Origin of the sequence: Rhodococcus sp. 06-418-5 (assembly GCF_002258285.1) — a bacterium.
In the GTDB taxonomy this organism is placed as follows: domain Bacteria; phylum Actinomycetota; class Actinomycetes; order Mycobacteriales; family Mycobacteriaceae; genus Rhodococcoides.
The window spans coordinates 177,939-202,591 of sequence record NZ_NOYE01000009.1 but is presented as its reverse complement, the minus strand read 5'-3'; the positions used below and the strand labels follow the sequence as shown (position 1 = coordinate 202,591).

At 64.5% G+C, this 24,653-nt stretch carries 27 protein-coding genes; 11 read left to right on the top strand and 16 right to left on the bottom strand.

Annotation, left to right across the window (positions count from 1 at the left end; all coding sequences use genetic code 11):
- The first annotated feature begins 33 nt into the window (after nucleotides 1-33).
- Entirely contained in the window at nucleotides 34-831 is a 798-nt protein-coding gene (locus CH274_RS04830) for a DNA-formamidopyrimidine glycosylase family protein (RefSeq protein ID WP_094656950.1), read from the top strand.
- Between the two features lie 120 nt (nucleotides 832-951).
- Here CH274_RS04830 and CH274_RS04825 read toward each other — a convergent pair whose 3' ends face one another.
- Together CH274_RS04825 and CH274_RS04820 are read right to left on the bottom strand one after the other, a co-directional pair.
- Nucleotides 952-1,671 carry a GAF and ANTAR domain-containing protein gene (locus tag CH274_RS04825; protein WP_094656929.1) on the bottom strand — a complete coding sequence of 240 codons (720 nt, stop codon included), beginning with the start codon at nucleotides 1,669-1,671 and terminating at the stop codon, nucleotides 952-954.
- 222 nt (nucleotides 1,672-1,893) lie between these two features.
- The gene (locus CH274_RS04820; RefSeq protein WP_027495724.1) at nucleotides 1,894-2,064 is read right to left on the bottom strand and encodes a CsbD family protein; all 171 of its coding nucleotides are present in this window, start codon (nucleotides 2,062-2,064) and stop codon (nucleotides 1,894-1,896) included.
- 150 nt (nucleotides 2,065-2,214) lie between these two features.
- On the opposite strand from CH274_RS04820, the gene CH274_RS04815 reads away from it, so the two are divergent.
- From CH274_RS04815 to CH274_RS04805, 3 genes are all read left to right on the top strand, one after another.
- Nucleotides 2,215-3,198, top strand: a complete 984-nt coding sequence (locus tag CH274_RS04815) for a YihY/virulence factor BrkB family protein (RefSeq protein ID WP_094630639.1) — start codon at nucleotides 2,215-2,217, stop codon at nucleotides 3,196-3,198.
- Between the two features lie 127 nt (nucleotides 3,199-3,325).
- Entirely contained in the window at nucleotides 3,326-3,928 is a 603-nt protein-coding gene (locus CH274_RS04810; RefSeq protein ID WP_094656930.1) for a TetR/AcrR family transcriptional regulator, read from the top strand.
- Complete coding sequence (locus CH274_RS04805; protein ID WP_094656931.1) at nucleotides 3,925-5,508, top strand: carboxylesterase/lipase family protein; 1,584 nt, start codon at nucleotides 3,925-3,927, stop codon at nucleotides 5,506-5,508. The genes CH274_RS04810 and CH274_RS04805 overlap by 4 nt, the downstream gene beginning before the upstream one ends.
- A 60-nt stretch (nucleotides 5,509-5,568) precedes the next feature.
- Here the strand turns inward: CH274_RS04805 and CH274_RS04800 are convergent, their stop codons facing one another.
- From CH274_RS04800 to CH274_RS04790, 3 genes are all read right to left on the bottom strand, one after another.
- The gene (locus tag CH274_RS04800) at nucleotides 5,569-7,152 is read right to left on the bottom strand and encodes a carboxylesterase/lipase family protein (RefSeq protein ID WP_094656931.1); all 1,584 of its coding nucleotides are present in this window, start codon (nucleotides 7,150-7,152) and stop codon (nucleotides 5,569-5,571) included.
- A complete protein-coding gene (locus CH274_RS04795) occupies nucleotides 7,149-7,751 on the bottom strand; it encodes a TetR/AcrR family transcriptional regulator (protein ID WP_094656930.1) in 603 nt (200 codons plus the stop codon). Before CH274_RS04795 ends, CH274_RS04800 begins: the two co-directional genes overlap by 4 nt.
- A 127-nt stretch (nucleotides 7,752-7,878) precedes the next feature.
- Nucleotides 7,879-8,862 (bottom strand): YihY/virulence factor BrkB family protein, encoded by a 984-nt coding sequence (locus CH274_RS04790; RefSeq protein WP_094630639.1) that lies wholly within the window; start codon nucleotides 8,860-8,862, stop codon nucleotides 7,879-7,881.
- Between the two features lie 150 nt (nucleotides 8,863-9,012).
- On the opposite strand from CH274_RS04790, the gene CH274_RS04785 reads away from it, so the two are divergent.
- Both CH274_RS04785 and CH274_RS04780 read left to right on the top strand, forming a co-directional pair.
- A complete protein-coding gene (locus tag CH274_RS04785; protein ID WP_027495724.1) occupies nucleotides 9,013-9,183 on the top strand; it encodes a CsbD family protein in 171 nt (56 codons plus the stop codon).
- Between the two features lie 222 nt (nucleotides 9,184-9,405).
- Entirely contained in the window at nucleotides 9,406-10,125 is a 720-nt protein-coding gene (locus CH274_RS04780; RefSeq protein WP_094656929.1) for a GAF and ANTAR domain-containing protein, read from the top strand.
- A gap of 120 nt (nucleotides 10,126-10,245) precedes the next feature.
- Here the strand turns inward: CH274_RS04780 and CH274_RS04775 are convergent, their stop codons facing one another.
- From CH274_RS04775 to CH274_RS04750, 6 genes are all read right to left on the bottom strand, one after another.
- Complete coding sequence (locus tag CH274_RS04775) at nucleotides 10,246-11,043, bottom strand: DNA-formamidopyrimidine glycosylase family protein (RefSeq protein ID WP_094656950.1); 798 nt, start codon at nucleotides 11,041-11,043, stop codon at nucleotides 10,246-10,248.
- A gap of 153 nt (nucleotides 11,044-11,196) precedes the next feature.
- On the bottom strand, nucleotides 11,197-12,213 hold the full coding sequence (locus CH274_RS04770; RefSeq protein ID WP_094656928.1) for a zinc-binding dehydrogenase: 1,017 nt from the start codon (nucleotides 12,211-12,213) through the stop codon (nucleotides 11,197-11,199).
- Nucleotides 12,189-13,781, bottom strand: a complete 1,593-nt coding sequence (gene phnE, locus CH274_RS04765; RefSeq protein ID WP_094656927.1) for a phosphonate ABC transporter, permease protein PhnE — start codon at nucleotides 13,779-13,781, stop codon at nucleotides 12,189-12,191. Before phnE ends, CH274_RS04770 begins: the two co-directional genes overlap by 25 nt.
- The gene (phnC, locus tag CH274_RS04760) at nucleotides 13,778-14,584 is read right to left on the bottom strand and encodes a phosphonate ABC transporter ATP-binding protein (protein WP_176459126.1); all 807 of its coding nucleotides are present in this window, start codon (nucleotides 14,582-14,584) and stop codon (nucleotides 13,778-13,780) included. Before phnC ends, phnE begins: the two co-directional genes overlap by 4 nt.
- Nucleotides 14,584-15,552 (bottom strand): phosphate/phosphite/phosphonate ABC transporter substrate-binding protein, encoded by a 969-nt coding sequence (locus CH274_RS04755; protein WP_094656926.1) that lies wholly within the window; start codon nucleotides 15,550-15,552, stop codon nucleotides 14,584-14,586. Before CH274_RS04755 ends, phnC begins: the two co-directional genes overlap by 1 nt.
- 62 nt (nucleotides 15,553-15,614) lie before the next feature.
- Entirely contained in the window at nucleotides 15,615-16,313 is a 699-nt protein-coding gene (locus tag CH274_RS04750; RefSeq protein ID WP_094656925.1) for a phosphonatase-like hydrolase, read from the bottom strand.
- Nucleotides 16,314-16,421: 108 nt separating this feature from the next.
- On the opposite strand from CH274_RS04750, the gene CH274_RS04745 reads away from it, so the two are divergent.
- The 3 genes from CH274_RS04745 to CH274_RS04735 are packed head-to-tail and all read left to right on the top strand — an operon-like array spanning nucleotide 16,422 to nucleotide 18,952.
- Nucleotides 16,422-17,135: a GntR family transcriptional regulator gene (locus CH274_RS04745; protein ID WP_032396017.1), complete on the top strand. Its 714-nt coding sequence runs from the start codon at nucleotides 16,422-16,424 to the stop codon at nucleotides 17,133-17,135.
- Nucleotides 17,136-17,162: 27 nt separating this feature from the next.
- A complete protein-coding gene (locus CH274_RS04740; RefSeq protein ID WP_094656924.1) occupies nucleotides 17,163-18,323 on the top strand; it encodes a TIGR03364 family FAD-dependent oxidoreductase in 1,161 nt (386 codons plus the stop codon).
- 26 nt (nucleotides 18,324-18,349) lie between these two features.
- Nucleotides 18,350-18,952 (top strand): TetR/AcrR family transcriptional regulator, encoded by a 603-nt coding sequence (locus tag CH274_RS04735; RefSeq protein ID WP_094656923.1) that lies wholly within the window; start codon nucleotides 18,350-18,352, stop codon nucleotides 18,950-18,952.
- 28 nt (nucleotides 18,953-18,980) lie between these two features.
- Here CH274_RS04735 and CH274_RS04730 read toward each other — a convergent pair whose 3' ends face one another.
- The 4 genes from CH274_RS04730 to CH274_RS04715 form a co-directional block, all read right to left on the bottom strand.
- Complete coding sequence (locus CH274_RS04730; protein WP_094656922.1) at nucleotides 18,981-20,204, bottom strand: Dyp-type peroxidase; 1,224 nt, start codon at nucleotides 20,202-20,204, stop codon at nucleotides 18,981-18,983.
- Nucleotides 20,197-20,763: a copper chaperone PCu(A)C gene (locus CH274_RS04725; RefSeq protein ID WP_094656921.1), complete on the bottom strand. Its 567-nt coding sequence runs from the start codon at nucleotides 20,761-20,763 to the stop codon at nucleotides 20,197-20,199. Before CH274_RS04725 ends, CH274_RS04730 begins: the two co-directional genes overlap by 8 nt.
- Nucleotides 20,760-22,235, bottom strand: a complete 1,476-nt coding sequence (locus CH274_RS04720) for a PepSY-associated TM helix domain-containing protein (protein WP_094656920.1) — start codon at nucleotides 22,233-22,235, stop codon at nucleotides 20,760-20,762. Before CH274_RS04720 ends, CH274_RS04725 begins: the two co-directional genes overlap by 4 nt.
- Before the next feature lie 181 nt (nucleotides 22,236-22,416).
- On the bottom strand, nucleotides 22,417-22,947 hold the full coding sequence (locus CH274_RS04715) for a hypothetical protein (RefSeq protein ID WP_094656919.1): 531 nt from the start codon (nucleotides 22,945-22,947) through the stop codon (nucleotides 22,417-22,419).
- A gap of 162 nt (nucleotides 22,948-23,109) precedes the next feature.
- Here CH274_RS04715 and CH274_RS04710 point away from each other — a divergent pair, with 162 nt between their 5' ends.
- Entirely contained in the window at nucleotides 23,110-23,346 is a 237-nt protein-coding gene (locus CH274_RS04710) for a hypothetical protein (protein ID WP_094656918.1), read from the top strand.
- Between the two features lie 22 nt (nucleotides 23,347-23,368).
- On the opposite strand, the gene CH274_RS04705 is transcribed toward CH274_RS04710, so the two are convergent.
- The gene (locus tag CH274_RS04705; RefSeq protein ID WP_094656917.1) at nucleotides 23,369-23,944 is read right to left on the bottom strand and encodes a TetR/AcrR family transcriptional regulator; all 576 of its coding nucleotides are present in this window, start codon (nucleotides 23,942-23,944) and stop codon (nucleotides 23,369-23,371) included.
- A gap of 79 nt (nucleotides 23,945-24,023) precedes the next feature.
- Between CH274_RS04705 and CH274_RS04700 the strand changes: the two genes are divergently transcribed.
- Nucleotides 24,024-24,638, top strand: a complete 615-nt coding sequence (locus tag CH274_RS04700) for an NAD(P)H-dependent oxidoreductase (protein ID WP_094656916.1) — start codon at nucleotides 24,024-24,026, stop codon at nucleotides 24,636-24,638.
- Nucleotides 24,639-24,653 lie beyond the last annotated feature (15 nt).

Below are 24,653 nucleotides of genomic sequence, written 5' to 3'. Positions count from 1 at the left end.
TTGCGTTTCGTTCGAGCGGGATACCCGGAGGTCATGCCCGAAGGTGACACAGTGTTCGTATTGGCCGCGAGGTTGCGTCGAGCATTGGACGGCGCATCGTTGCGGGCCGGAAGGCTGCAGGTGCCCGCGCATGCAGTCGAGAATCTGGCCGGGCGAACCGTCGTCGCACACCGGACCCACGGCAAACATCTGCTGACCGATTTCGACGACGACACGACGCTGCACACACATCTGCGGATGAGCGGATCGTGGACGGTGGTGCGGGCCGGTCGCTCGATTCCGCAGCGTGTCCGACCCGACGTGCGGGTGCGGCTCGCCGCGGTCGACGGGCCCACCGCCTACGGAATTCTGCTACCGGTCGTCGATTACGGATACACACCGGACATGAACGCGCTGATCGCACATCTGGGACCGGACCCACTGCACTCGACGTTCGACGCAGACCGAGCGGTTGCCAACATTGCCGCTCAGGGAACGCGGCCGATCATCACGACGCTGCTGGACCAGAGGGTGATCGCCGGGCCGGGAAATCTGTGGGCGAACGAGCTCTGCTTTCTGCGCGGGCTGTGGCCGTGGACTCCGTCGACCGCCGTCGACGCCCAGCGGTTGGTCGCGTTGCTCGAACGAGCAATGCGTCACTCGGCGACGGTCCCGGGTGCGATGCAGGTCACCACCGGGGACACCCGCCGGGGCCGCACGCATTGGGTCGCCGGTCGAGCCGGGAAGCCGTGCCTGCGGTGCGGAACATCGATTCGGGTGGTCGCAGAAGTGAACGGTGAACCGGACAGGCGTCGAACGTGGTGGTGTCCGAGCTGTCAACCGAAGCAATAGCGACGGGCGGTCGATCGCTGTTGTCTCAACGAGATAACCGCCCGCGGGTATCGCGTGTTGCCTGCCGATACCACTGACAGCCATTCCTCGCGAGCGGCGAATCGAAACCCCGTCGTCTCGTCAGAAGGTCGAGTCCGTCGGATGATCGGTCTCCACCAGATCACGGGCCACGAGGTGCAGAGGGAGGTTCTGTTGCTGTGACAGCTTGGCCAACAGCTCGAAGGCCTGCACCGCGTCGAGGTCGTAGCGTTCCATGATCATGCCCTTGGCCTGACCGATGATGTCTCGACTGGCCAGACCGGTTCGGAACTGCTCGTGGTCACGGGCGCTGAGCATCGCGATGGCAGCGTGGGCAGAAAGCGATTCACCGATGGTCACCGCGTCGGCGTGGAATGCGCCGGGTCGGTCGCTGTAGAGCACGAGCGCACCGAGGTCGTCGGCGTTGCTGTAGAGCTGGAACGCAGCAAGTGATTTGAAACCCTCTTCGACGGCGGTGGCGGCGAATCGAGGCCACCGATCCTCGTCGGTCAGATCGGCGGCGACGACGACGTCGAAGTGATGAACCTCGGTGGAAATGGGTCCTTCGCCGAGCTCGTACTGCAGGCGACACAGCTTCTCCGCGACCGGATCGGTGGACGCGACCACCGTCCGCTCGCCCTTTTTCACCGTGGTGATGCATCCGGTGACTGCACCCGGGATCATCGTGATGGCAGTACGCAGAATCGCATCGAGTGTCTGCGGCATCGAGCGCCGAGTCTCACGCAAGGATCGGGCGAATTCGGCCAAGCTCGAGGCGTCCGCCGATGCGGCTGTGTTGCCTTCGATAGAAGAGTGCGGCATGCACACAGTCCTCTCGCATGGGACCCCTGCCGACTTCGTCGCAGAGATCGGAGATCATGCGCCTTCTGCTGGACGCTCGATTCGGCCGACGGTGTCGGCTCCGTGCACTTTATACGCTGCCTTCGGGACGGTTGTACGTAGAACCGTCGAGCGTCGGCGGCGGCACCCGAAAACGCAGCGAAGGCCGCCGATCCGCAGATCGACGGCCCTCGCGGGTGCGACTTACTTGAAGGTGTCCTTGATGTTCTCGCCGACCTTCTTCACGCCTGCCGAACCCTGATCCTTCTTGCCCTCGGCCTCGAGGTCCTTGTTGTTGGTGGCGTCGCCCACAACTTCCTTGGCCTTGCCGATGGCGTCTTCTGCTGCGTTCTTGGCCTTGTCGATGAAGCTCATGTGAGTCCCTTTCTCGTTTCGTGCGGTGTCAGTAGTTGGTCGATGCTCGAACCGGAAAGCGCACGCCGAACCTATGAGATCTGGGTCACATCGGACGCCGCGCTCGGTCGACGTTTCGAGGAGCGGCACGGCGGATACATTCGAGCGATGATGGTCGGCAAGGTGGACAGCTTTCAGCGCAGGCACCCGTCAGCGGGTTTCCCGCTCGCAGTTCTGTACAAGTTCCTCGACGATCGAGGTGGATATCTCGCGGCTCTCATCGCGTACTACTCGTTTCTCTCGTTGTTCCCGTTGCTGCTGCTCTTCACCACCGTGTTGGGAATCGTGCTGGCCGGCGACCCCGAATTGCAGAGTCGAATCATCGATTCCGCGATGAGCCAGATCCCGGTCATCGGTGACCAACTCGGTCAGCCGGACCGCCTCAGCGGCGGAACGACCGCCATCGTCATCGGCGTGGTGGGGTCGTTGTACGGCGGGCTCGGAGTGTCACTTGCCGCGCAGTACGCGATGAACACCGCGTGGTCCGTCCCGCGAAACGAACAACCGGATCCGATCAAGGGACGCCTGCGAGGGCTGTTGCTGCTGAGCACCGTCGGCACGGCGATCATCGGACTGACCGTTCTCAACGGAGTCGCGTCCTCGGGTGTGTTCGGTTTTGCCGGCGGTGCGTTGGCGCTCGTCGGGGCCGTGGTCGTCAACGTCGTGGTCTTCACCGCCGCATTCCGTATCGGCACCGCCCGAGCCCTGACCGTGCGTGAGGTGCTGCCCGGCGCTGCGATCGCCGCGGTGATCTGGCAGGCACTGCAATCGTTCGGCGGGATCTACATTCGCTATGTCGTCGGCAACGCCAGCGCCAGCAACGGAATCTTTGCAATCGTCCTCGGCCTGCTCGGCTTTCTCTACGTCTCGTCGGTGCTCATCGTGCTGTGTATCGAAATCAATGCCGTGCGGGTCGACCACCTGCACCCACGGGCGCTGTTGACGCCGTTCACCGACAACGTCGAACTCACCGAGGGTGACAAGAACTCCTACACCGGACAGGCAGAAGCGCAGCGCAACAAAGGATTCCAGGACATCACCGTCACCTACGACGAGCCGGATTCGGTGACGGGGGAAGACGCGCCGACCAAGTGACCCGTGTGTCCACTGTTTCTGCTCGCGAGCGGTTCCCCTGTTCGGATGCGAATCGTGGTCACTCCAGGCGGCTCGGAATTTCTGACATGCATGGGAAAAATAATGCGTCGGTGCTAAAGTTGGGTTCATGCCATCGCCCAAGGCGGACCGTCCCGAACCCACATTCATTCAGAACGCCCGTCGCGAACAGCTGATCCACTGCGCTGTCGATGTCATCGCGGAAGCGGGGGCGGAGAAGGCGTCGTTCGTCCGCATCGCCGAGCGCGCCGGAATCAGTCGCGGCGTCATCTCCTACCATTTCGGCACCCGCGAGGAACTCCTCGATGGCGTCGTCCAGCTCGTCTACGCACTCGGTGAACAGGAGGTCGGACCTCTCGTTCGTGCGGCAGGTTCGAGTCGAGAAGCGTTGCTGGAGTTCATCGGCGGCAGCGTCGTGTTCTACGCTGCCTACCCTCGGCACATGAAGGCACTGTCGGCAATCTTCGCCACAGCTCCCGCTCGCGGTGAACGATCCGAGCACGGAGCCGAGATGCTCGAAGTTCACGGCCTTCTCGAGTCGGGGCAGCAGACTGGTGAGTTCCGGTCCTTCGACACTCGGATCATGGCCATGACGATTCGCGCTGCTCTCGACGCGGCCGTGTGGCAAGTAGGAGCTGGCGACGATGCGGTGAAGCTGGCCGACGAGCTGCGTCGAACATTCGATGCCGCAACACGATCGGACGGCCGATGAGGAAGTTGCCGGTCGCCCTCGCTACCGTGCTCCTGGTACTCGCCGGGTGCGCATCTACCTCGGATCCATCCGACAGCGCAAGCCTCGACGTCGCCACGACCACAGCTACCGTGCACGGGTTTGCTGCGCAGAACACGCGGCAATTTCTCGGCATCAGGTACGCGGAGCCTCCGGTCGGTGATCTGAGATGGTCACCTCCACAACCGCTTCCGGCATCCGACGACGATGCCGACGCCACTGCGCCGGGTTCGCAGTGTCCGCAGAGCTCGGCCGAGTCCGGTGGAACACCGACGACGGACGAAGATTGCCTCTTCCTCAATGTGACGACGCCGCTGGTGACGTCGAACGAGCCACTGCCGGTCATGGTGTGGTGGCACGGCGGCGGTTTCACGTCTGGAGCGGGCTCCGGATACGAAGCTCAGCGGATCGCTTCGGAGGGCAACGTCATCGTGGTGACGGTGAACTACCGACTGGGCATGCTGGGTTACCTGGGGCTCCCCGGCCTGGACGGGGGCGGCAACTTCGGATTCGCCGATCAGATTCAGTCCCTGCGGTGGGTGAACGACAATGCCGCAGCATTCGGGGGAGACCCCGACAACGTCACCGTGTTCGGGGAGTCCGCAGGCGGTATGGCGGCGTGTGCTGCGCTGACATCGCCTGCCGCGCAGGGGTTGGTGGACAAGGTGGCCATCATGTCGGGGTCGTGTGCGTTGAACTTTCCGACCGACTCGATCTACCCGGGCGTGCCCGAACAACGACCTTACGTTGCGCTGGCCGACAACGAGGCCACCGGAGCCGAAGTGGCGCAGCAACTGGGATGCTCGGGCTCGGGCGCGATCGAATGTTTGCGTGCGCTGCCCGTCGATGCTCTCGTAGCGCAGGGACAGAATTTCTCCAATCAACTCGCCTACGGTACCGAGCTGCTACCCGCCGATCCGGCGCGTGCTGTCGAAGCCGGTGCAGCCCTGAACGTTCCGGTGTTCTCCGGTGGCAACCGGGCCGAACAGAATTCGTTCGTCGGTGGGGCGCTGTTGGCGGATCCGACTTCGGTGACAGCCGATTCGTATCCCGCACTCCTCGCCGATGCATTCGGACCCGAGGCCGCCGGCGTCGCCGATCTGTATCCGCTGCAGAACTTTTCGTCTGCGGCGCTGGCATGGGCGTCGGCGACCACCGATGCCGGTTGGTCGTGCCCGACGTACCGAAACAACCGGGCTCTGGCAGTGAATGCGCCGGTGTATTCGTACGAGTTCGCCGATACCGGGACCGCTGACGTCAGTGGCGTCGGTGCGTCCGGCGTGCCACAGGATGCCGCACATGCGACGGATATGCCGTACTTCTTCGACATTGCGGGACACGATCTGCTGAAGACTCCGGCGCAGCACGATCTCGCCCGATCGATGATCGCGTACCTCACCTCGTTCGCCCACACCGGAACACCCAGTGCAGACAATGCACCGCCGTGGCCTCGTACCACCGCAGACGTCAGCCCCGTTCTGCAGTTCGTCTCCGACGACATCTCGGTGATCGACGCCGATGCCGAGCATCACTGTGACTTCTGGAATTCGCTCGCGCGCTGACAGATGGGTTCGGTCGACGGGCAAACGCGCGCGCGTTTGCCCGTCGACCGAACCCATCTGTCAGCGCGCGAGCGAATTCCAGAAGTCACAGTGATGCTCGGCATCGGCGTCGATCACCGAGATGTCGTCGGAGACGAACTGCAGAACGGGGCTGACGTCTGCGGTGGTACGAGGCCACGGCGGTGCATTGTCTGCACTGGGTGTTCCGGTGTGGGCGAACGAGGTGAGGTACGCGATCATCGATCGGGCGAGATCGTGCTGCGCCGGAGTCTTCAGCAGATCGTGTCCCGCAATGTCGAAGAAGTACGGCATATCCGTCGCATGTGCGGCATCCTGTGGCACGCCGGACGCACCGACGCCACTGACGTCAGCGGTCCCGGTATCGGCGAACTCGTACGAATACACCGGCGCATTCACTGCCAGAGCCCGGTTGTTTCGGTACGTCGGGCACGACCAACCGGCATCGGTGGTCGCCGACGCCCATGCCAGCGCCGCAGACGAAAAGTTCTGCAGCGGATACAGATCGGCGACGCCGGCGGCCTCGGGTCCGAATGCATCGGCGAGGAGTGCGGGATACGAATCGGCTGTCACCGAAGTCGGATCCGCCAACAGCGCCCCACCGACGAACGAATTCTGTTCGGCCCGGTTGCCACCGGAGAACACCGGAACGTTCAGGGCTGCACCGGCTTCGACAGCACGCGCCGGATCGGCGGGTAGCAGCTCGGTACCGTAGGCGAGTTGATTGGAGAAATTCTGTCCCTGCGCTACGAGAGCATCGACGGGCAGCGCACGCAAACATTCGATCGCGCCCGAGCCCGAGCATCCCAGTTGCTGCGCCACTTCGGCTCCGGTGGCCTCGTTGTCGGCCAGCGCAACGTAAGGTCGTTGTTCGGGCACGCCCGGGTAGATCGAGTCGGTCGGAAAGTTCAACGCACACGACCCCGACATGATGGCCACCTTGTCCACCAACCCCTGCGCGGCAGGCGATGTCAGCGCAGCACACGCCGCCATACCGCCTGCGGACTCCCCGAACACGGTGACGTTGTCGGGGTCTCCCCCGAATGCTGCGGCATTGTCGTTCACCCACCGCAGGGACTGAATCTGATCGGCGAATCCGAAGTTGCCGCCCCCGTCCAGGCCGGGGAGCCCCAGGTAACCCAGCATGCCCAGTCGGTAGTTCACCGTCACCACGATGACGTTGCCCTCCGAAGCGATCCGCTGAGCTTCGTATCCGGAGCCCGCTCCAGACGTGAAACCGCCGCCGTGCCACCACACCATGACCGGCAGTGGCTCGTTCGACGTCACCAGCGGCGTCGTCACATTGAGGAAGAGGCAATCTTCGTCCGTCGTCGGTGTTCCACCGGACTCGGCCGAGCTCTGCGGACACTGCGAACCCGGCGCAGTGGCGTCGGCATCGTCGTCGGATGCCGGAAGCGGTTGTGGAGGTGACCATCTCAGATCACCGACCGGAGGCTCCGCGTACCTGATGCCGAGAAATTGCCGCGTGTTCTGCGCAGCAAACCCGTGCACGGTAGCTGTGGTCGTGGCGACGTCGAGGCTTGCGCTGTCGGATGGATCCGAGGTAGATGCGCACCCGGCGAGTACCAGGAGCACGGTAGCGAGGGCGACCGGCAACTTCCTCATCGGCCGTCCGATCGTGTTGCGGCATCGAATGTTCGACGCAGCTCGTCGGCCAGCTTCACCGCATCGTCGCCAGCTCCTACTTGCCACACGGCCGCGTCGAGAGCAGCGCGAATCGTCATGGCCATGATCCGAGTGTCGAAGGACCGGAACTCACCAGTCTGCTGCCCCGACTCGAGAAGGCCGTGAACTTCGAGCATCTCGGCTCCGTGCTCGGATCGTTCACCGCGAGCGGGAGCTGTGGCGAAGATTGCCGACAGTGCCTTCATGTGCCGAGGGTAGGCAGCGTAGAACACGACGCTGCCGCCGATGAACTCCAGCAACGCTTCTCGACTCGAACCTGCCGCACGAACGAGAGGTCCGACCTCCTGTTCACCGAGTGCGTAGACGAGCTGGACGACGCCATCGAGGAGTTCCTCGCGGGTGCCGAAATGGTAGGAGATGACGCCGCGACTGATTCCGGCGCGCTCGGCGATGCGGACGAACGACGCCTTCTCCGCCCCCGCTTCCGCGATGACATCGACAGCGCAGTGGATCAGCTGTTCGCGACGGGCGTTCTGAATGAATGTGGGTTCGGGACGGTCCGCCTTGGGCGATGGCATGAACCCAACTTTAGCACCGACGCATTATTTTTCCCATGCATGTCAGAAATTCCGAGCCGCCTGGAGTGACCACGATTCGCATCCGAACAGGGGAACCGCTCGCGAGCAGAAACAGTGGACACACGGGTCACTTGGTCGGCGCGTCTTCCCCCGTCACCGAATCCGGCTCGTCGTAGGTGACGGTGATGTCCTGGAATCCTTTGTTGCGCTGCGCTTCTGCCTGTCCGGTGTAGGAGTTCTTGTCACCCTCGGTGAGTTCGACGTTGTCGGTGAACGGCGTCAACAGCGCCCGTGGGTGCAGGTGGTCGACCCGCACGGCATTGATTTCGATACACAGCACGATGAGCACCGACGAGACGTAGAGAAAGCCGAGCAGGCCGAGGACGATTGCAAAGATTCCGTTGCTGGCGCTGGCGTTGCCGACGACATAGCGAATGTAGATCCCGCCGAACGATTGCAGTGCCTGCCAGATCACCGCGGCGATCGCAGCGCCGGGCAGCACCTCACGCACGGTCAGGGCTCGGGCGGTGCCGATACGGAATGCGGCGGTGAAGACCACGACGTTGACGACCACGGCCCCGACGAGCGCCAACGCACCGCCGGCAAAACCGAACACACCCGAGGACGCGACTCCGTTGAGAACGGTCAGTCCGATGATCGCCGTGCCGACGGTGCTCAGCAGCAACAGCCCTCGCAGGCGTCCCTTGATCGGATCCGGTTGTTCGTTTCGCGGGACGGACCACGCGGTGTTCATCGCGTACTGCGCGGCAAGTGACACTCCGAGCCCGCCGTACAACGACCCCACCACGCCGATGACGATGGCGGTCGTTCCGCCGCTGAGGCGGTCCGGCTGACCGAGTTGGTCACCGATGACCGGGATCTGGCTCATCGCGGAATCGATGATTCGACTCTGCAATTCGGGGTCGCCGGCCAGCACGATTCCCAACACGGTGGTGAAGAGCAGCAGCAACGGGAACAACGAGAGAAACGAGTAGTACGCGATGAGAGCCGCGAGATATCCACCTCGATCGTCGAGGAACTTGTACAGAACTGCGAGCGGGAAACCCGCTGACGGGTGCCTGCGCTGAAAGCTGTCCACCTTGCCGACCATCATCGCTCGAATGTATCCGCCGTGCCGCTCCTCGAAACGTCGACCGAGCGCGGCGTCCGATGTGACCCAGATCTCATAGGTTCGGCGTGCGCTTTCCGGTTCGAGCATCGACCAACTACTGACACCGCACGAAACGAGAAAGGGACTCACATGAGCTTCATCGACAAGGCCAAGAACGCAGCAGAAGACGCCATCGGCAAGGCCAAGGAAGTTGTGGGCGACGCCACCAACAACAAGGACCTCGAGGCCGAGGGCAAGAAGGATCAGGGTTCGGCAGGCGTGAAGAAGGTCGGCGAGAACATCAAGGACACCTTCAAGTAAGTCGCACCCGCGAGGGCCGTCGATCTGCGGATCGGCGGCCTTCGCTGCGTTTTCGGGTGCCGCCGCCGACGCTCGACGGTTCTACGTACAACCGTCCCGAAGGCAGCGTATAAAGTGCACGGAGCCGACACCGTCGGCCGAATCGAGCGTCCAGCAGAAGGCGCATGATCTCCGATCTCTGCGACGAAGTCGGCAGGGGTCCCATGCGAGAGGACTGTGTGCATGCCGCACTCTTCTATCGAAGGCAACACAGCCGCATCGGCGGACGCCTCGAGCTTGGCCGAATTCGCCCGATCCTTGCGTGAGACTCGGCGCTCGATGCCGCAGACACTCGATGCGATTCTGCGTACTGCCATCACGATGATCCCGGGTGCAGTCACCGGATGCATCACCACGGTGAAAAAGGGCGAGCGGACGGTGGTCGCGTCCACCGATCCGGTCGCGGAGAAGCTGTGTCGCCTGCAGTACGAGCTCGGCGAAGGACCCATTTCCACCGAGGTTCATCACTTCGACGTCGTCGTCGCCGCCGATCTGACCGACGAGGATCGGTGGCCTCGATTCGCCGCCACCGCCGTCGAAGAGGGTTTCAAATCACTTGCTGCGTTCCAGCTCTACAGCAACGCCGACGACCTCGGTGCGCTCGTGCTCTACAGCGACCGACCCGGCGCATTCCACGCCGACGCGGTGACCATCGGTGAATCGCTTTCTGCCCACGCTGCCATCGCGATGCTCAGCGCCCGTGACCACGAGCAGTTCCGAACCGGTCTGGCCAGTCGAGACATCATCGGTCAGGCCAAGGGCATGATCATGGAACGCTACGACCTCGACGCGGTGCAGGCCTTCGAGCTGTTGGCCAAGCTGTCACAGCAACAGAACCTCCCTCTGCACCTCGTGGCCCGTGATCTGGTGGAGACCGATCATCCGACGGACTCGACCTTCTGACGAGACGACGGGGTTTCGATTCGCCGCTCGCGAGGAATGGCTGTCAGTGGTATCGGCAGGCAACACGCGATACCCGCGGGCGGTTATCTCGTTGAGACAACAGCGATCGACCGCCCGTCGCTATTGCTTCGGTTGACAGCTCGGACACCACCACGTTCGACGCCTGTCCGGTTCACCGTTCACTTCTGCGACCACCCGAATCGATGTTCCGCACCGCAGGCACGGCTTCCCGGCTCGACCGGCGACCCAATGCGTGCGGCCCCGGCGGGTGTCCCCGGTGGTGACCTGCATCGCACCCGGGACCGTCGCCGAGTGACGCATTGCTCGTTCGAGCAACGCGACCAACCGCTGGGCGTCGACGGCGGTCGACGGAGTCCACGGCCACAGCCCGCGCAGAAAGCAGAGCTCGTTCGCCCACAGATTTCCCGGCCCGGCGATCACCCTCTGGTCCAGCAGCGTCGTGATGATCGGCCGCGTTCCCTGAGCGGCAATGTTGGCAACCGCTCGGTCTGCGTCGAACGTCGAGTGCAGTGGGTCCGGTCCCAGATGTGCGATCAGCGCGTTCATGTCCGGTGTGTATCCGTAATCGACGACCGGTAGCAGAATTCCGTAGGCGGTGGGCCCGTCGACCGCGGCGAGCCGCACCCGCACGTCGGGTCGGACACGCTGCGGAATCGAGCGACCGGCCCGCACCACCGTCCACGATCCGCTCATCCGCAGATGTGTGTGCAGCGTCGTGTCGTCGTCGAAATCGGTCAGCAGATGTTTGCCGTGGGTCCGGTGTGCGACGACGGTTCGCCCGGCCAGATTCTCGACTGCATGCGCGGGCACCTGCAGCCTTCCGGCCCGCAACGATGCGCCGTCCAATGCTCGACGCAACCTCGCGGCCAATACGAACACTGTGTCACCTTCGGGCATGACCTCCGGGTATCCCGCTCGAACGAAACGCAATCCGAACACCGGGCCCGCATCGGCCGGATCTGATCGTCGCTCGCTACGTCGAGGGCGACGCTGTCGGCGACACGCCCCGGCCGACGTGGGCACGACAGAGCTGGTGGACAGACCCAGAACCTACGGCGCGACCGAGGATCGGAGAATTCCCGACGGCGTCGGCCGCAACACCGACGCGAGTTCGGCCAACGGCACCGGTGCCTCGACGAGGGATTCCCACGGATACTTCGCGCCGGTGTCGCGTAGGAAGGCAACGGCCTGATGGAGGTGCCGCGGCTCGTAGTTGTGGATGCCGGTGATGGTCAGCCAGTTCCGGACCACTGCTTCCGGGTCGACGGTGATCGGCGGACCCGGCGCGACGGATCCGGCAAGCACGAGCCGCCCACCGACGTCGAGTCGCCCCAACGCCGACTGCACGGCCTCCGACGATCCGGAGAAGTCGATCGCCACATCTGTTCGTGCACCGTCGTCCTCACCGGCCCCGAATGCACGAGATTGTCTCTGTCGCTCTGGGTCTCGATCGACGACCGTCACCGATGCCTCTCGCTCGCATGCCGCTGCGGCGGCGGTGACCCCCAGCATTCCGGCCCCGACGATCAGTACCCGTCGGCCGTCCAAAGCACCCGCTGCGTCGAGAGCCGCCATCACCGTGGCCGTCGCACACGCTGCCGGTGCGGCGACGGCGTCGGGCATGGTGTCGGGCACCCGGGCCACTGCGGTACCGCGAGGAAGCACGATGTGTCGGGCGTAGGAGCCGCTGAGAACCCATGGACTCTCGGCAGATTCGTGACCCACCTTGCGCACGGACGAGCACTTGGCCGTGAACCCGCGGACGCATCGACTGCATCGGCCGCAGGGCACGGTCACCGACCACACGATCCGATCCCCGACCGCCGCTGGGGATGTGGCATCACCGGCGGCGACGACGCGACCGACGGCCTCGTGCCCGAGTACCGACGGGCACGCTCCGTGCCGTCGACCGGACACCGTGTGCAGATCGCTCCCGCACACCGTGGCGAGATCGACGCGCACCAGCAGATCACCCGACTCGAGGGCGGGAATCTCGATGTCCCACGTCTCGATCCCGCTCCCCGTCCAGACGGCGGCCGGCGTCAGACCAGCAGTGATCTGATCCATCCGGAGATCCTTTCCACGATGTACACGACGACGAAGATGACGAGAACGATCGCACCGGCGACGTCGAAGTTCAGGGTACGAATCGACTCGAAGAGCAGGAAGCCGATGCCGCCCGCACCGACGATCCCGAGAATGGTCGAGGTACGAATGTTCACGTCGAGCAGATACAAGCTCGAACCGACCATCGATGGAATGGCCTGAGGAACAACGGCACTCGATGTCCTGTTCCACCAACCGCCACCCACCGACGCCACCGCTTCGAGGGGACCGGGATCGATCTCCTCGATCGCGTCCGCAACGAGTTTGCCGAGAAATCCGACGGATCCGATGGCCAGTGCGCAGGTTCCCGCCACCGGACCCAATCCGAGCGCTGCAACGAACACGACGGCGAGGATGAGTTCGGGCACAGCCCGAACCAACAGAATCCAGGATCGCGCAACCCAGCACACCGCGGGATGCGGAGTTGCGTTGCGCGCAGCCAGAACTCCGACGGGAATCGACAGCACGATGCCGATTGCGGTGGCCACGACTCCGATGGCGACGGTCTGTACAGCGGCGTCGAACAGGTCCGATCCCAAAGCGGAGAAATCCGGTGGGACCATTCGACCGAACACCTCGATCGACGGCCCGATCCAGGTCAGCAGCGAGCGCGGATCCAATTCGAGAACCACGAACGACGCCACGATCGCGAACAAGAGCACAGCCAACGCCCCGAGGCGCATCAGTCGATCGCGCTGCGGGCCGGCCGCGGACGGGACCAGCAGCATGCGGCGCAGAGTCATCGCTGCCAATTCCATTGCGGCGATGATCACCAGGATCACCAACACGATTCCGAGAGCACGCGGGTAGATCAGTCCGCGGAGAGCGTCCTGCAGGGCAAAACCGATGCCGCCTGCCCCGACGAAGCCGAGCACGACCGACATGCGCAGGTTGATGTCGATTCGATAGACGAAGGCGCCGATCCACGCCGGAACAACCTGCGGGACCACAGCATTGATCATCTCCCGGTAGTAGCCGGCTCCAGCGGCACGGAGCGCCTCTCGCGGTCCGACATCGGTCTCTTCGATGGCGTCGGCGAACAGTTTGCCGAGCATGCCGATGGAATGTAGTGCCAGAGCCAGGATGCCGGGCAGCACACCGATTCCCAACGCCCGGACGAACAGCACCGCGAACAGCAGATCCGGCATCGCCCGGCAGAAGGTGATGACGGCGCGCGCGATGCCGTACAGGGCCGGGTGGGGCGAGGTGTTCCGTGCCGCGAGGAACGCCAGCGGTACCGAGACGACCGCTGCGAGCACGGTGCCCAGCACTGCCATGAGCAAGGTGTCGAGCGCGAGGGAGACGATCCTTCCGGTGTCGTCGACACGCGGCGGCAGCATCCGCTCGAGCAGGTTGCCCACATCCTCGAGACCGTCGATCAAGGTCGTCGGCGCGAAGTCGATGTAGCCCGCCGAGAGCACGGTGAGAACGAGCGCGACGACACCCAGTGCCGGGAACAGCCATCGACGCCGCTGCGGATCCTTCTGCCCTGCAGTGTTCGTGGGCCTCGGTTCGACGGTGACGGTCATGTCGGTGCCACCGTGGTCATGCTCCCGGGGTCGGGCGCGATCCGTTGATAGATCGGCATGATGTCATCACGCTGGAGACCGGCGGCGGGGCGATCGAGCACCACCCGACCGTCTCGGAGACCCACGAGGCGATGGGCCCAGCCGAGGGCGAGATCGACCTGATGCAACGTGCACACCACGGTCAGTTTCTCCTCGCTGCACACTCGCTGCAACAGATCCATCACCACGCCCGCGTTCTCGGGGTCGAGCGAGGCGACGGGTTCGTCCGCGAGGACGATCCGCGGACGCTGCATCAGGGTGCGTGCGATCGCCACCCGTTGCTGCTGTCCACCCGACAGCGTGTCGGCACGCCGTTCGGCGAAGTCCGCCAACCCGACTCGGTCGAGGCACGCGCGGGCTTCCTCTCGCATCGCTTTCGGGTAGGTGAGTGCGCCGTAGCGCGGAATCGACAGTCGGCCGATGCCTCCCACGAGTACGTTCTCGAGGCAACTCAACCGACCGACGAGATTGAAGTGCTGGAAGACGAAGCCGACATCTCGGCGTAGCTCGCGCACACGGCGGCGGTTCGCCAGATCGACCCGGATGTCGAGTGCAGTGACGCTCCCCGACGTCACGGGCTGCAAGCCGTTGATGCACCGCAACAGCGTCGACTTCCCGGAGCCGGAAAGCCCGAGCAGAACCAACATCTCACTCTGATGCACATCGAGATTCACGTTCTCGAGCGCTGTGGTGGATCCGAATGTCTTGGTGACGTTGCGAACACTGACCACCACGTCGCCCCGGTCCATCGGTGCGGACATCATCAGCCCTGGCACTTCTCGGAGCCGGTGACCTCGCATACGTGGCGCACGCCGTCGTAATCGCTGTCCTGGGCGGGAACGACGCCCCAGGCGTCCTCGTCGGTGATGCGGCATTCCTCGGCACAGATGCCGTCGGCCACGAAGGCATCCGAGTTCATGCCCTCGCTGAAGACGTCCTGGAGCTTGGCAATGGCGTCGGCACCGAGATCGTTGTTGGCTGCGAAGAGCGATCCGGCGATCATCTCGGACTTCCACACGGTCTTGAGCTCACCGGGTGCAAGTTCACCGTTGTCGATCATCGTGCGGTCGACCATGGTGTCGAACGCGAATCCGGCGTCGCAGTCTCCGGCCTTGACGGCCAGCGCCGATGCATCGTGTCCGCCGGCGTAGATCGGGGTCATCGCGGCGGAGATGTCGGCCTCGGAACCGGAGGAAATGACGTTGTCCTCGATGAGTCCCGCTGTCGGGTAGAGGAATCCGGAGGTGGAGCTCGGGTCGACGAAGCAGACCTTCTTGCCTGCGTAGTCGGCGAGACCGTTCACCGAGGCATTGTCCGAACGAGCGATTCCGTACGACTGGTAGCCGGGAGGAGTTCCCTCGTCCTGGACGACGGCACCCAGCGGTGTCATCTCCGCACCGTTGATGCCTGCGACGACGTACGCGAAGGGGCCGAAGAACGCGATGTCGACGTTGCCTGCGATCAGGCCCTCGACCACGCCGGCGTAGTCCGAGGCCTGGATGAACTCGACGCTCGCTCCGGTCTCGTTCTCCAGCCGCTCGATGACGGGGTCGTAGCTGGCTTTCAGGTCAGTGGAGTTCTCGGCGGGAATGGCTGCGAGCGTGATGGTTTCGGGGAATCCCTGCTCGGTGGTCGCCCCCTCGGATGAGCTCGAACAACCGGCTGCGACGAGAGCCGCGGCAGAGAGCACGGCCGCGGCGGTTCCGGCACGACGGCGAGAGATGGTGGTCATGGCGTGATGTCCGTTCGGGGTGTGGTGGATGTTCAGGGCAGAGCTGTTCAGGGCAGAGCTGTTCAGGGCAGAACGATGGGGGGAAGGTCGGCGACGCTGTCGAGCACGTGGGTGGCACCCGCTTCGAGCAGCTGGGTCTCGGAATGAGCTCCGGTGAGGACGCCGACCAGCAGCGATGCGCCGGCTCGGCGACCGGACAGGATGTCGCTCGACGTGTCACCGACGACGGCGACCGCGGAAATGTCGGTCACCTCGGCGAGCAGGGCGGCCGAGAGCACGAGATCGGGGTGCGGACGGCCACGACCGGCACTCCCGGGTGCGAGGAATGCGTCCGGCAGATCCCGCCAGCCGAGCGCGTCGATGATGCGATTCTGGGTGGGTGCCGAGAATCCGGTCGTCAGGACGACGGTGATTCCGGATTCGCGAAGCTTCGTGATCGCCTGGGCCGCACCGGGTACGGGTGAGACCCCGTCGTCGATGCGGGCGTCGTAGGCCGACTCGAAAGCGCGGTTGGCGGCCTGAGCGCGGTCCTCTGTTCCGAACAGTGCGCGGAACACCTCGATCTTGGACCGACCCATCGTGTCGAGCACATAGCGGCGGGCGTCGTCACGTTCCGGACCGGCGTCGGCAAGTCCGACGGCGGTGGCTGCGGCATCGAACGATTCGAGTACCAGACCGTCGTCGGTGACAGTGGTTCCGGCCATGTCGAGGACGACGAGCTCGACGGGGGTGCTGATGTTCGGGCTGGTGGAGTTCGGCATGGGGAAGAGACTGCCGTTTGGTATAGACCATTACGTGGAACGTGAGTGAACGGACCGTGAACGTCGCACGACAATTAGGTCTAGACCAATTGATGCTATGGTTGGTCCATGGCCGTGGACACCGAACCTCGCGTACTCAAGCATCAGATCGTCCGCAGAAGCCTCGACGCGATGCTCGACGGCATGTCTGCGGGCGACGCGTTTCCGTCCGAGCGCGATCTCGCCGATCGATACGACGTGTCCCGCGAGACACTGCGTCAAGCCATCCGAGAACTGTTGGTAGCCGGTCGAATCGAACGTCGCGGCCGGGCGACGGTGGTGGCCGAACCCAAAGTGGTGCTGCCGTTGGCGATCGGCTCCTACACCGAGGCCGCGCGCGAGAAGGGCATGAGCGCCACTCGAATTCTGGTCGGCTGGGAAGTGTTCCGAGCAGACGACGTGCTGGCGGAACTCCTCGCGATCGAGATCGGTTCGGAGGTGGTGCAACTCGAACGCGTCTTCACCACCGGCGACGTGCGAGTCGGACTGGAAACGACCCGCATTCCCGCCTATCGAATCCCGGGGCTACAGGACAGTTTCGATCACCGAACGTCTCTCTATGCCGAATTGGCAGCCCGGGGAGTCACGTTCGGGCGCGTTGTCGACACCATCGAAACCGTCCTCCCCGATGCCAGGGAAGCCGCACTGCTCACCGTCGACACTCGGACACCGATGTTTCTGCTCGGCCGTGTCTCCTACGACACGGACGGTGTTCCCATCGAACACCGACGGTCGCTCTATCGCGGAGACCGGATGACCTTCACCGCCGTCATGGACGCCTGACATGACCTCAGCAGAAAGACTTTCCGTATGACATCGACGTACGACGTCGTGGTCGTCGGGGCCGGGATCGTCGGCCTCGCACACGCGTATCACGCCCATCGGCGCGGACTCACCGTGGCTGTGATCGATCATGCCGATCGTGTCGCAGGTGCCTCCGTCCAGAACTTCGGACACGCCTGCATCACAGCGCAATCCGGGACCGCACTCGAGTACGCGCGAGCAGGCCGCAGTCACTGGCTCGACCTCGCCCGAAGAGCCGACTTCTGGGCAGCGGAATCGGGAACGCACTGCGTCGCCCGGCACGAGGACGAGCTCGCGGTGCTCGAGCAGTTCGCCGAACTACGGGGCGAGGATCAGGTACAGCTGCTGGACCGCAGCGAGGTACTGAACCGACTCCCCCTTGCCGACACCGATGTGGTCGGCGGCATGTACCTGCCTCTGGACGTCCAGGTGGACCCGCGCTCCGCCGCTCCGGCCGTCGCACGCTGGCTCGCCGATTCCGGGGTGGACTTCCACTGGCGCACCGCTGCAACGTCGTTCGCGCCGGGAATCGTTCGCACCTCCCGCGGCGACCTGCATGCCGGTGCCACGTTCGTCACCGTCAACCACGACATCGATCGCCTGTTTCCCGAGAGCGCCGAACGCGGCGGACTGGTGCGGTGCCGACTGCACATGATGCGAGCCACCATGCCGCTGCGTGCACCGCTTCCCTCGCCGCTGTTCACCGGCTGGTCGCTGCTGAGGTACTCGGGTTTCGAGAACCTGCCCGCCGTTGCAGACGTCGCTGCCCGCCTGCAGGCCGAGTATCCCGACTACGTCGAACTCGACCTGCACCAGATGTACACCCCACAACCGGACGGGTCGATCCTGTTGGGCGACACCCACGTTCGCGAGATCACCACCTCGCCGTTCCAGAGCGAAGACGGTTTCGAGGTGTTGCTCGGCGAAGCGAGAACGCTGTTCGGAGTCGACCGCATCGACGTCGTCGAGCGATGGCAGGGAACGTACTGCTCCGCACCGGGTTCGGAATTCCTGCTGGAAGAGCCCGTCGACCGTGTGCACATCGTCACCGTCACGACCGGGATCGGCATGACCACCAGCATGGGTCTGGCGTTGTCCAACGTGGACAGCGCTCTGACCCCGGTCGCGCGGCGAGAGACCCGCCCTCGGCTCACCGCGCACAACTGAGCACATCTTCGTGTCAAGATGTAGCCATGCCGCCCGTCGTTCGTCCCTACCGAGGCGTCGCCGCCGACGAACGTCGACGTGAGCGACGCGAGAAGCTGCTCGACGCGTGCCTCGACGCCGTAGCGGAGTCCGGTGTCTCCACCGTCACGGTCGACGACATCTGTGCCCGCGCCGGCCTGTCCAAGCGCTACTTCTACGAGAGCTTCGGTGACCGCGACGCCATCCTCGTCTCTGCACTCGACGACGTGATCGATACCGTGGGAACCGCACTGAACGAGCTCGAACAGGAACATGGATCGACGGAAGAACGCGTCGCACACACCGCCGCGGCCTTGGTGCGCGCTCTCACCGCCGATCCACGGTCCTCCCTGCTGTACACCGAGGCGTCGGCCAATCCCGCACTCGAGGACCGGCGCCGACACATGGTCGACAGGTTCACCCCACTGCTGATGAAAGCAGTGCTCGACGCCGATCCTGCGGACCCCCGCGCCGAGGCAGCCACCGTGCTGATGATCGCCGGGACGACCGAACTTCTCGACCGATGGCTGCGCGGCACTCTGACATTCACCGAAGCCGAGTTCGTCGACACGTTGACCGCACTCGGCGTCGCCCTGGCAACCTCGTTCTGAGTCGCGGGATCCGCACCTGTCGGCGCAGTCACCCGAGCAGGCTCTGACCCAGATAGCCGTCGTCGACCACTCCCGGCAGTATCGCGAACACCGCGGACCCGATCGGCGTCGTCCACTCGTTCAGTGCATCGAACTCGTCGAGGCGCTGCTGAATCGGTAGGAACTGGGTCAGCACATCGCGCTGATAGCTCGCGAACAGAAGTCCGGAGTTCGACACCGAACCGGGAGCAGGTGGATCGTCGTAGTTGTACGCCCGCCGGAAGATTCGCTCGCCGTCGTGAAGGTGCCGTGCCCTCGCGATGTGCGAGGACGGCGGGATGACCGGAATGCCGAATCGATCGGTCACGTCGAAATCGGCCTCGTCGAACTCTGCGGTTCCGGTCAACGGGGCACCGGTGTCGAGAGTTCTTCCCACCGACAACTCCCGGCCGGGTCGGTCCAGTTCGTCCCAGGTGTCCATCTCGATTCGTATGCGACGCAACACCATCGACGTTCCGTGCTGCATCCAGGGCTGGTCGCTGCCGTCGTCCCAGACCAGGCCGTCGAAGTCGGTACTTCCGGCCTTCGGATTGACGGTACCGTCGACCTGCCCCATCAGATTGCGCATCGTGGTGCCCGATTCCTCGGTACCCCGCGAGCGCCGGAACCCGCGCTGCGTCCAGGCGATCGTCACCAACGAGCGAACGTTCTTGGTGAGTACCCGAAGGGCGTGTGCAACGGTGACAGGATCGTCCGAGCACACCTGCAGCAGCAGATCTCCACCGGTGAATTCCGGTTCCAGACGGTCGATTCCGAAGGCAGGAAGCGGTGCCAGCCACGACGGCCGCCGATCCGGCAGACCGATCGCATCGAACACGCCGGGGCCGAGTCCGACGGTCACCGTCAGGCGTGCGGGCCGAAGCGCCAGTTCGGCTTCGGTATCGGCCAGCGCGGGTGCACCGGCAGTGAGCCGTCCGATGTCCTCGGTCCAGACCTTCAGAATCCCGATCAGCTCGTCGCGCCCGACTCGATCGTGCAAGGTCAGCCCGACGAACGTCGAGTGTGCCTGTGGCGGAACCGTATCGATGCCCGCTTGATGCAGGCCACGCCACGGCACCGTGTCACCTCCGGTGGCCGTCTCCTCGGCCCGGTTGCCGATGATTCCGTAACCGGTCGCGGCTCCCACCCCCGCGACTCCGAGCGCGGCGACGCCTCCACCGAGGAGACGTCGCCGGCTCAGCGAGCGTGGTGACCGGTTGTCGTTGTCAGCCACCGGGTGTCGGGGCAGGGGTTGCCGACCCGTCCATGTCCATGTCCATGTCCATGTCCATGCTGCCCGGCTCGTAGTTCTCCTGGGCACCGGAGAAGTCACGAACCTGCGCGGTGAACGTCGTACTCGACGCATCCTCGAACTCGAGGGTGAACTCCGCGTCGGCTCCTGGAGTGAGCGGAGAGGTCACATCCATGAGCATCAAATGGTCGCCGCCCGCGGCGAGCACATGCGTTCCGCCCGCCGGAATGACGAAGCCGCCCTCCTTCGGACGCATCACCATCGCTCCGTCGGCCCCGGTTGCCATCTCGTGCAGTTCCATTGTGCTCGACGCCGGCGACGACGCACCGACCACGTGCACATCGGAGTCGCCGGTGTTCTGCAATTCGGCGAACGCCGCGGTCATACCGGAGTCGGCGGCTTTGACCCACTGCTCGCGGACGACAACGGAATCGGACTCCTTCGCCGCGGCGGCCGACTCGTTGCTGGAACATCCGGTGAGGATCAGACCGGTGACCGACACGGCGGCCAACAAGGTCGAGGTACGTCGGGAGAGTGTCATGCGAGTTCGCTTTCGTGTCGAGAGGCAGCAGCATTGGCGGTTCTGGTCCGTGCTCGACGGATCGAGCCGAGGACCACGTCGACGGCGAGGAACGCCACCAGGCTCAGCCCGAGGAGTGGGACGAACCAGCCGACAGCAACCGCGACGACCGTCAGTGCGACGACGGAGATCGGTGAGATTCGGCGAATGCCGCCGCGCAGCGGGGGACGCCCCGCGGTGACGCCGGTTGCCTTGGTGGGACGGCGTTTCCACCACATCATGTAACCGCGGACGATGACCGATGCCAGAGCGACCGCAAGTGCAAGCAGCGCAAGCTGATTGGCTACACCGAACAGAGTCCCCATGTGCAGTTGGATACCCCAGGCCGAGAGCTTGGCAGCAAGGGGCCAGTCGGAGAAGTACAGGGTGTCGATCACCGTGCCGGTACTGCCGTCGATCGAGATGGAGTTGTTCGACATCACCCAGGGCTGACGGGTCTCGGCGACGACGAACGCTGCGTCGTCCGACGCCGGGATCGACGCCTCCACCGCCCCGTCGATACCGTTGGCCTTCGCGATGCCGAGGACCGAATCGATGCGACCGACGTTGTCGTCGGTCATCGACGCGTCGGCCGACATGTCCATCGAATGACCGCCGTGACCGGAGTGGTCACCCGTCGTCGTCGCCTCGGAGGAGCCGATGGTCTTGGTGATGGCGGGGGTGGTCCAGCTCAGCGCCGTGCGGAGGTCGGTGACGTTCTCGCCCGCGTAGGTGGACCACGTGAGTCCGGTGGCGGACAGGAAGATCAGACCCACAGCGATCCAGATTCCCGCCACTCCGTGCCAGTTCAAAGACCGATTGCGCCCCTTCGACTTGCGATCGAAAGTGAGCAGTCGTGCCTTGTCGCGGTTGCGTCGATAGCGCTCGAACCACAGGTAGAGGCCGCCGAGCGCGATCACCCACAGCCACGAGGCGGCGAGTTCGCTGTAGAGGCGACCGGGTTCACCCAGGTGCAGATGGCGATGCAGCTCGGAGATCCAGGTACGCACAGGCAATGAGCCGGACGAGCCGTACACCGTCAGCTCGCCCACGGACGTCGCGGTCGCGGGATCGACGAAGACGGCCAGCCGCTTCGATTCACCGAGGGTGGGGTCGGTGAACATCACTCGGGTGGTGTCGCCTGCTTCGGCTGCGGGGCGAACGGCGGCGACGGTGAGATCGGGTCGTTCGGCCTGCGCTGCGCGTATCTGATCCGCTACCGGCACGGCCGGGCCGGTGGCGTCGACGTGCAGGTAGTCCCGATACATGAGTTGTTCGATGGTCGGTGCGACGGCGTACAGCCCGCCGCTGATGGTGGCGATGAGAATGAACGGTGCAACGAGAATGCCCGCATAGAAGTGCAGCCGCAGGATCAGCGGACGCCAGCTGCGAGGGCTTGTCGGACGGGTGGGCGGGGAAGGATCGGCGACGCGTTCCATTTCGGGTGTGGACACGAGGTCTCGTTTCGTGAAGAGATGAGTGGGCGCGCGGATGTGCGCGAGGTGGCATCGCCTACGGGACCGGGCCGCGCGGAGGCAGCGTGAATCACCGAGAGTGCGATGTGCGGTGTCGAATGCGGCAGCAACCCACTACCCGACGCCTGACGAGCAGGGCGGGTGTGACGGTGGGTTGTGCTCAGGCAGTTCGAGCCGGTGGTCCGCGGTTTCCGCAGCCAGAAAGGTCGAGAAGTCGCGGTGATCCCGGAATCCGGTACACCGGCAGTGGCGGGGCGATGCGCTTGTCGTCGACGACGAGGGCAGCCAGTAGTGGGAGAGCCCTGCCCAGCGAGGTCACCGCGCGTCGGATGCCGAGTTCTGCACCCCTGATGGCCAGGGCACCGACCAGGACGGCGACCACGTGGGCCGCGAACATCTGCTCGGTGATCATGGGACCGTGATGGTGACTGTCGACGACGGTGAGCAGTAGATGGCCGATCGACTGGGCCGCAGCGAGAACGACCAGCAGTCGAGTGCGCGGTGCAGCCCCCGTCGGTGCCACCGCGGTTGCGTATCCGACGGCCGAGCACACCAGCGCCAGCAGCACGATCGACGCATCGGACGGGGCCATCCCGCCGCCGACGGTGTGCGCCCAGGCGGTGACCAGCGCCGAGAGTCCGCCCACGGAGGCACCGCGCAGAGGCGCGAATCCTTCCGTCGGCTCGGACATGGACGGGAGCTTACTACCGACTACACCGAGTAGTAGTCCGGGCCCGGCAGCGACGCTCCCGTTACACCAAAGCCGGTCCAGCGGTCTTTTTACAGTTGGTTATCCTGATCATCGGTACTCGAACGATCAACGGTCGAGCCGCGAGATCGAGAGTGGTCGCACATGGCAGAGAATTCGGACGCGGCTCAGGCGAGGGTGTTCGCCGACATGCTGACCGCCGAGATCGCGGCCGCGTCGAGTCGCATCGAGGACTCCGAGCAACTCGCCCGCAAAGCCCTGCGCGTCGGCGATTCCCGCAGCCACGTCTGGCACAGCGACGAGGCGCAGACTCAGAAGCAGTCGCTCTACGAGCTGCACCGCCAGCTCGATGCGTTGCGCAACCGATTCCCCGCCGTGTAGCGGCCCTCCGCTCGGGTCGGGGTCAGTCCTTGCCGACCGCAGCGACGATCAGTCGAGCAAGTTCCCCCGTCGCGTCCTCCGGTGCGAGAGTGCCGGATACCGCCGCCTGAGAGAGAGCCTCCGCTGCACCGAAGATCGCAGTGAACGACGGTGCCGAGATACCCCCGGATCCGCTGTACGGGTCGAGAATCGACCGGCATCGTTCGGAGTACGCCCGTTCGGCCGTTCTCTTGACCTGTTCGAGTTCGGGCGAGCCCTCCAGTGCCGCCAGCACACCCGTCAGCTCACGACCCTGCGCCAACGCGCAGCCGACGTACGAGTCGGCGATGGCCTGTGCGCGTCCGTTCAACGAGTCGGGCGCGGAGCGCAGAGATTCCTCGAGCATGACCGTTTGTCGGTCGTCGAATTCTGTGAACAGTGCGGCCAACAGTTCTGCACGCGAGGCGAAGTGGCTGTACACCACGGGTTTTGCGACGCCGGCATGTTCGGCGAGTCGGCCCAGCGTCAGAGCGTCGGCCCCCTCCGCTCGCACGAGCGCCCACGAGACCTCGACCAACTGGTCGTATCGGTCGGATCGAGACAATCGCGTCCGCGCCATCGGAGACCCCCTTGCGCTATGTACTAATAGTAACCTACTGTTGGTACATAGCCGTTTCGCCTCGCAGAAGGAATCGACCATGCCCGCACTCGTCGTAGTCTCCCATTCCGACCCCGACTCACTGACCCACCACGTCGCTCGATCCGTGACCGACGCAATCCGCACTGCAGGTGACACCGTCGAGACGGCCGATCTCGCCGCGGAGAATTTCGACCCACGGTTCGCCGGTGGGGACCTGAATCTGTTTCGGGGCAACGGCATCGCGCCTGCGAACGTGATTGCCGAACAGGAACGGATAGACCGCGCCGATCACCTGGTTCTGGTCTTCCCGATGTACTGGTGGTCCATGCCTGCCCTGCTGAAAGGGTGGATCGATCGCGTCTTCGTCAGCGGGTGGGCCTACGATCTCACTGCCGACTACGGCATCGTCAAGAAGCTGGATCGACTCACCGTCCACCTGGTCTCTCTTGCCGGCGACGACGCCGACAGCTTCGATCGCCACGGCGTGTACGACGCGTTCCGGACGCAGATCGAACGCGGTATCGTCGAATATTGCGGTGCCACAGTCGGATCGACGACTTTCCTGCACGAAACCGATACCAAGACTCCCGACGCTCTCTCTGCGGAGGTCGCCGATCTCGCTTCTGCCATTGCCGCCCGAGTGGCCGGCCGACAGCAGGCCCTCGTGCACTGAAAGACCCATCACGTC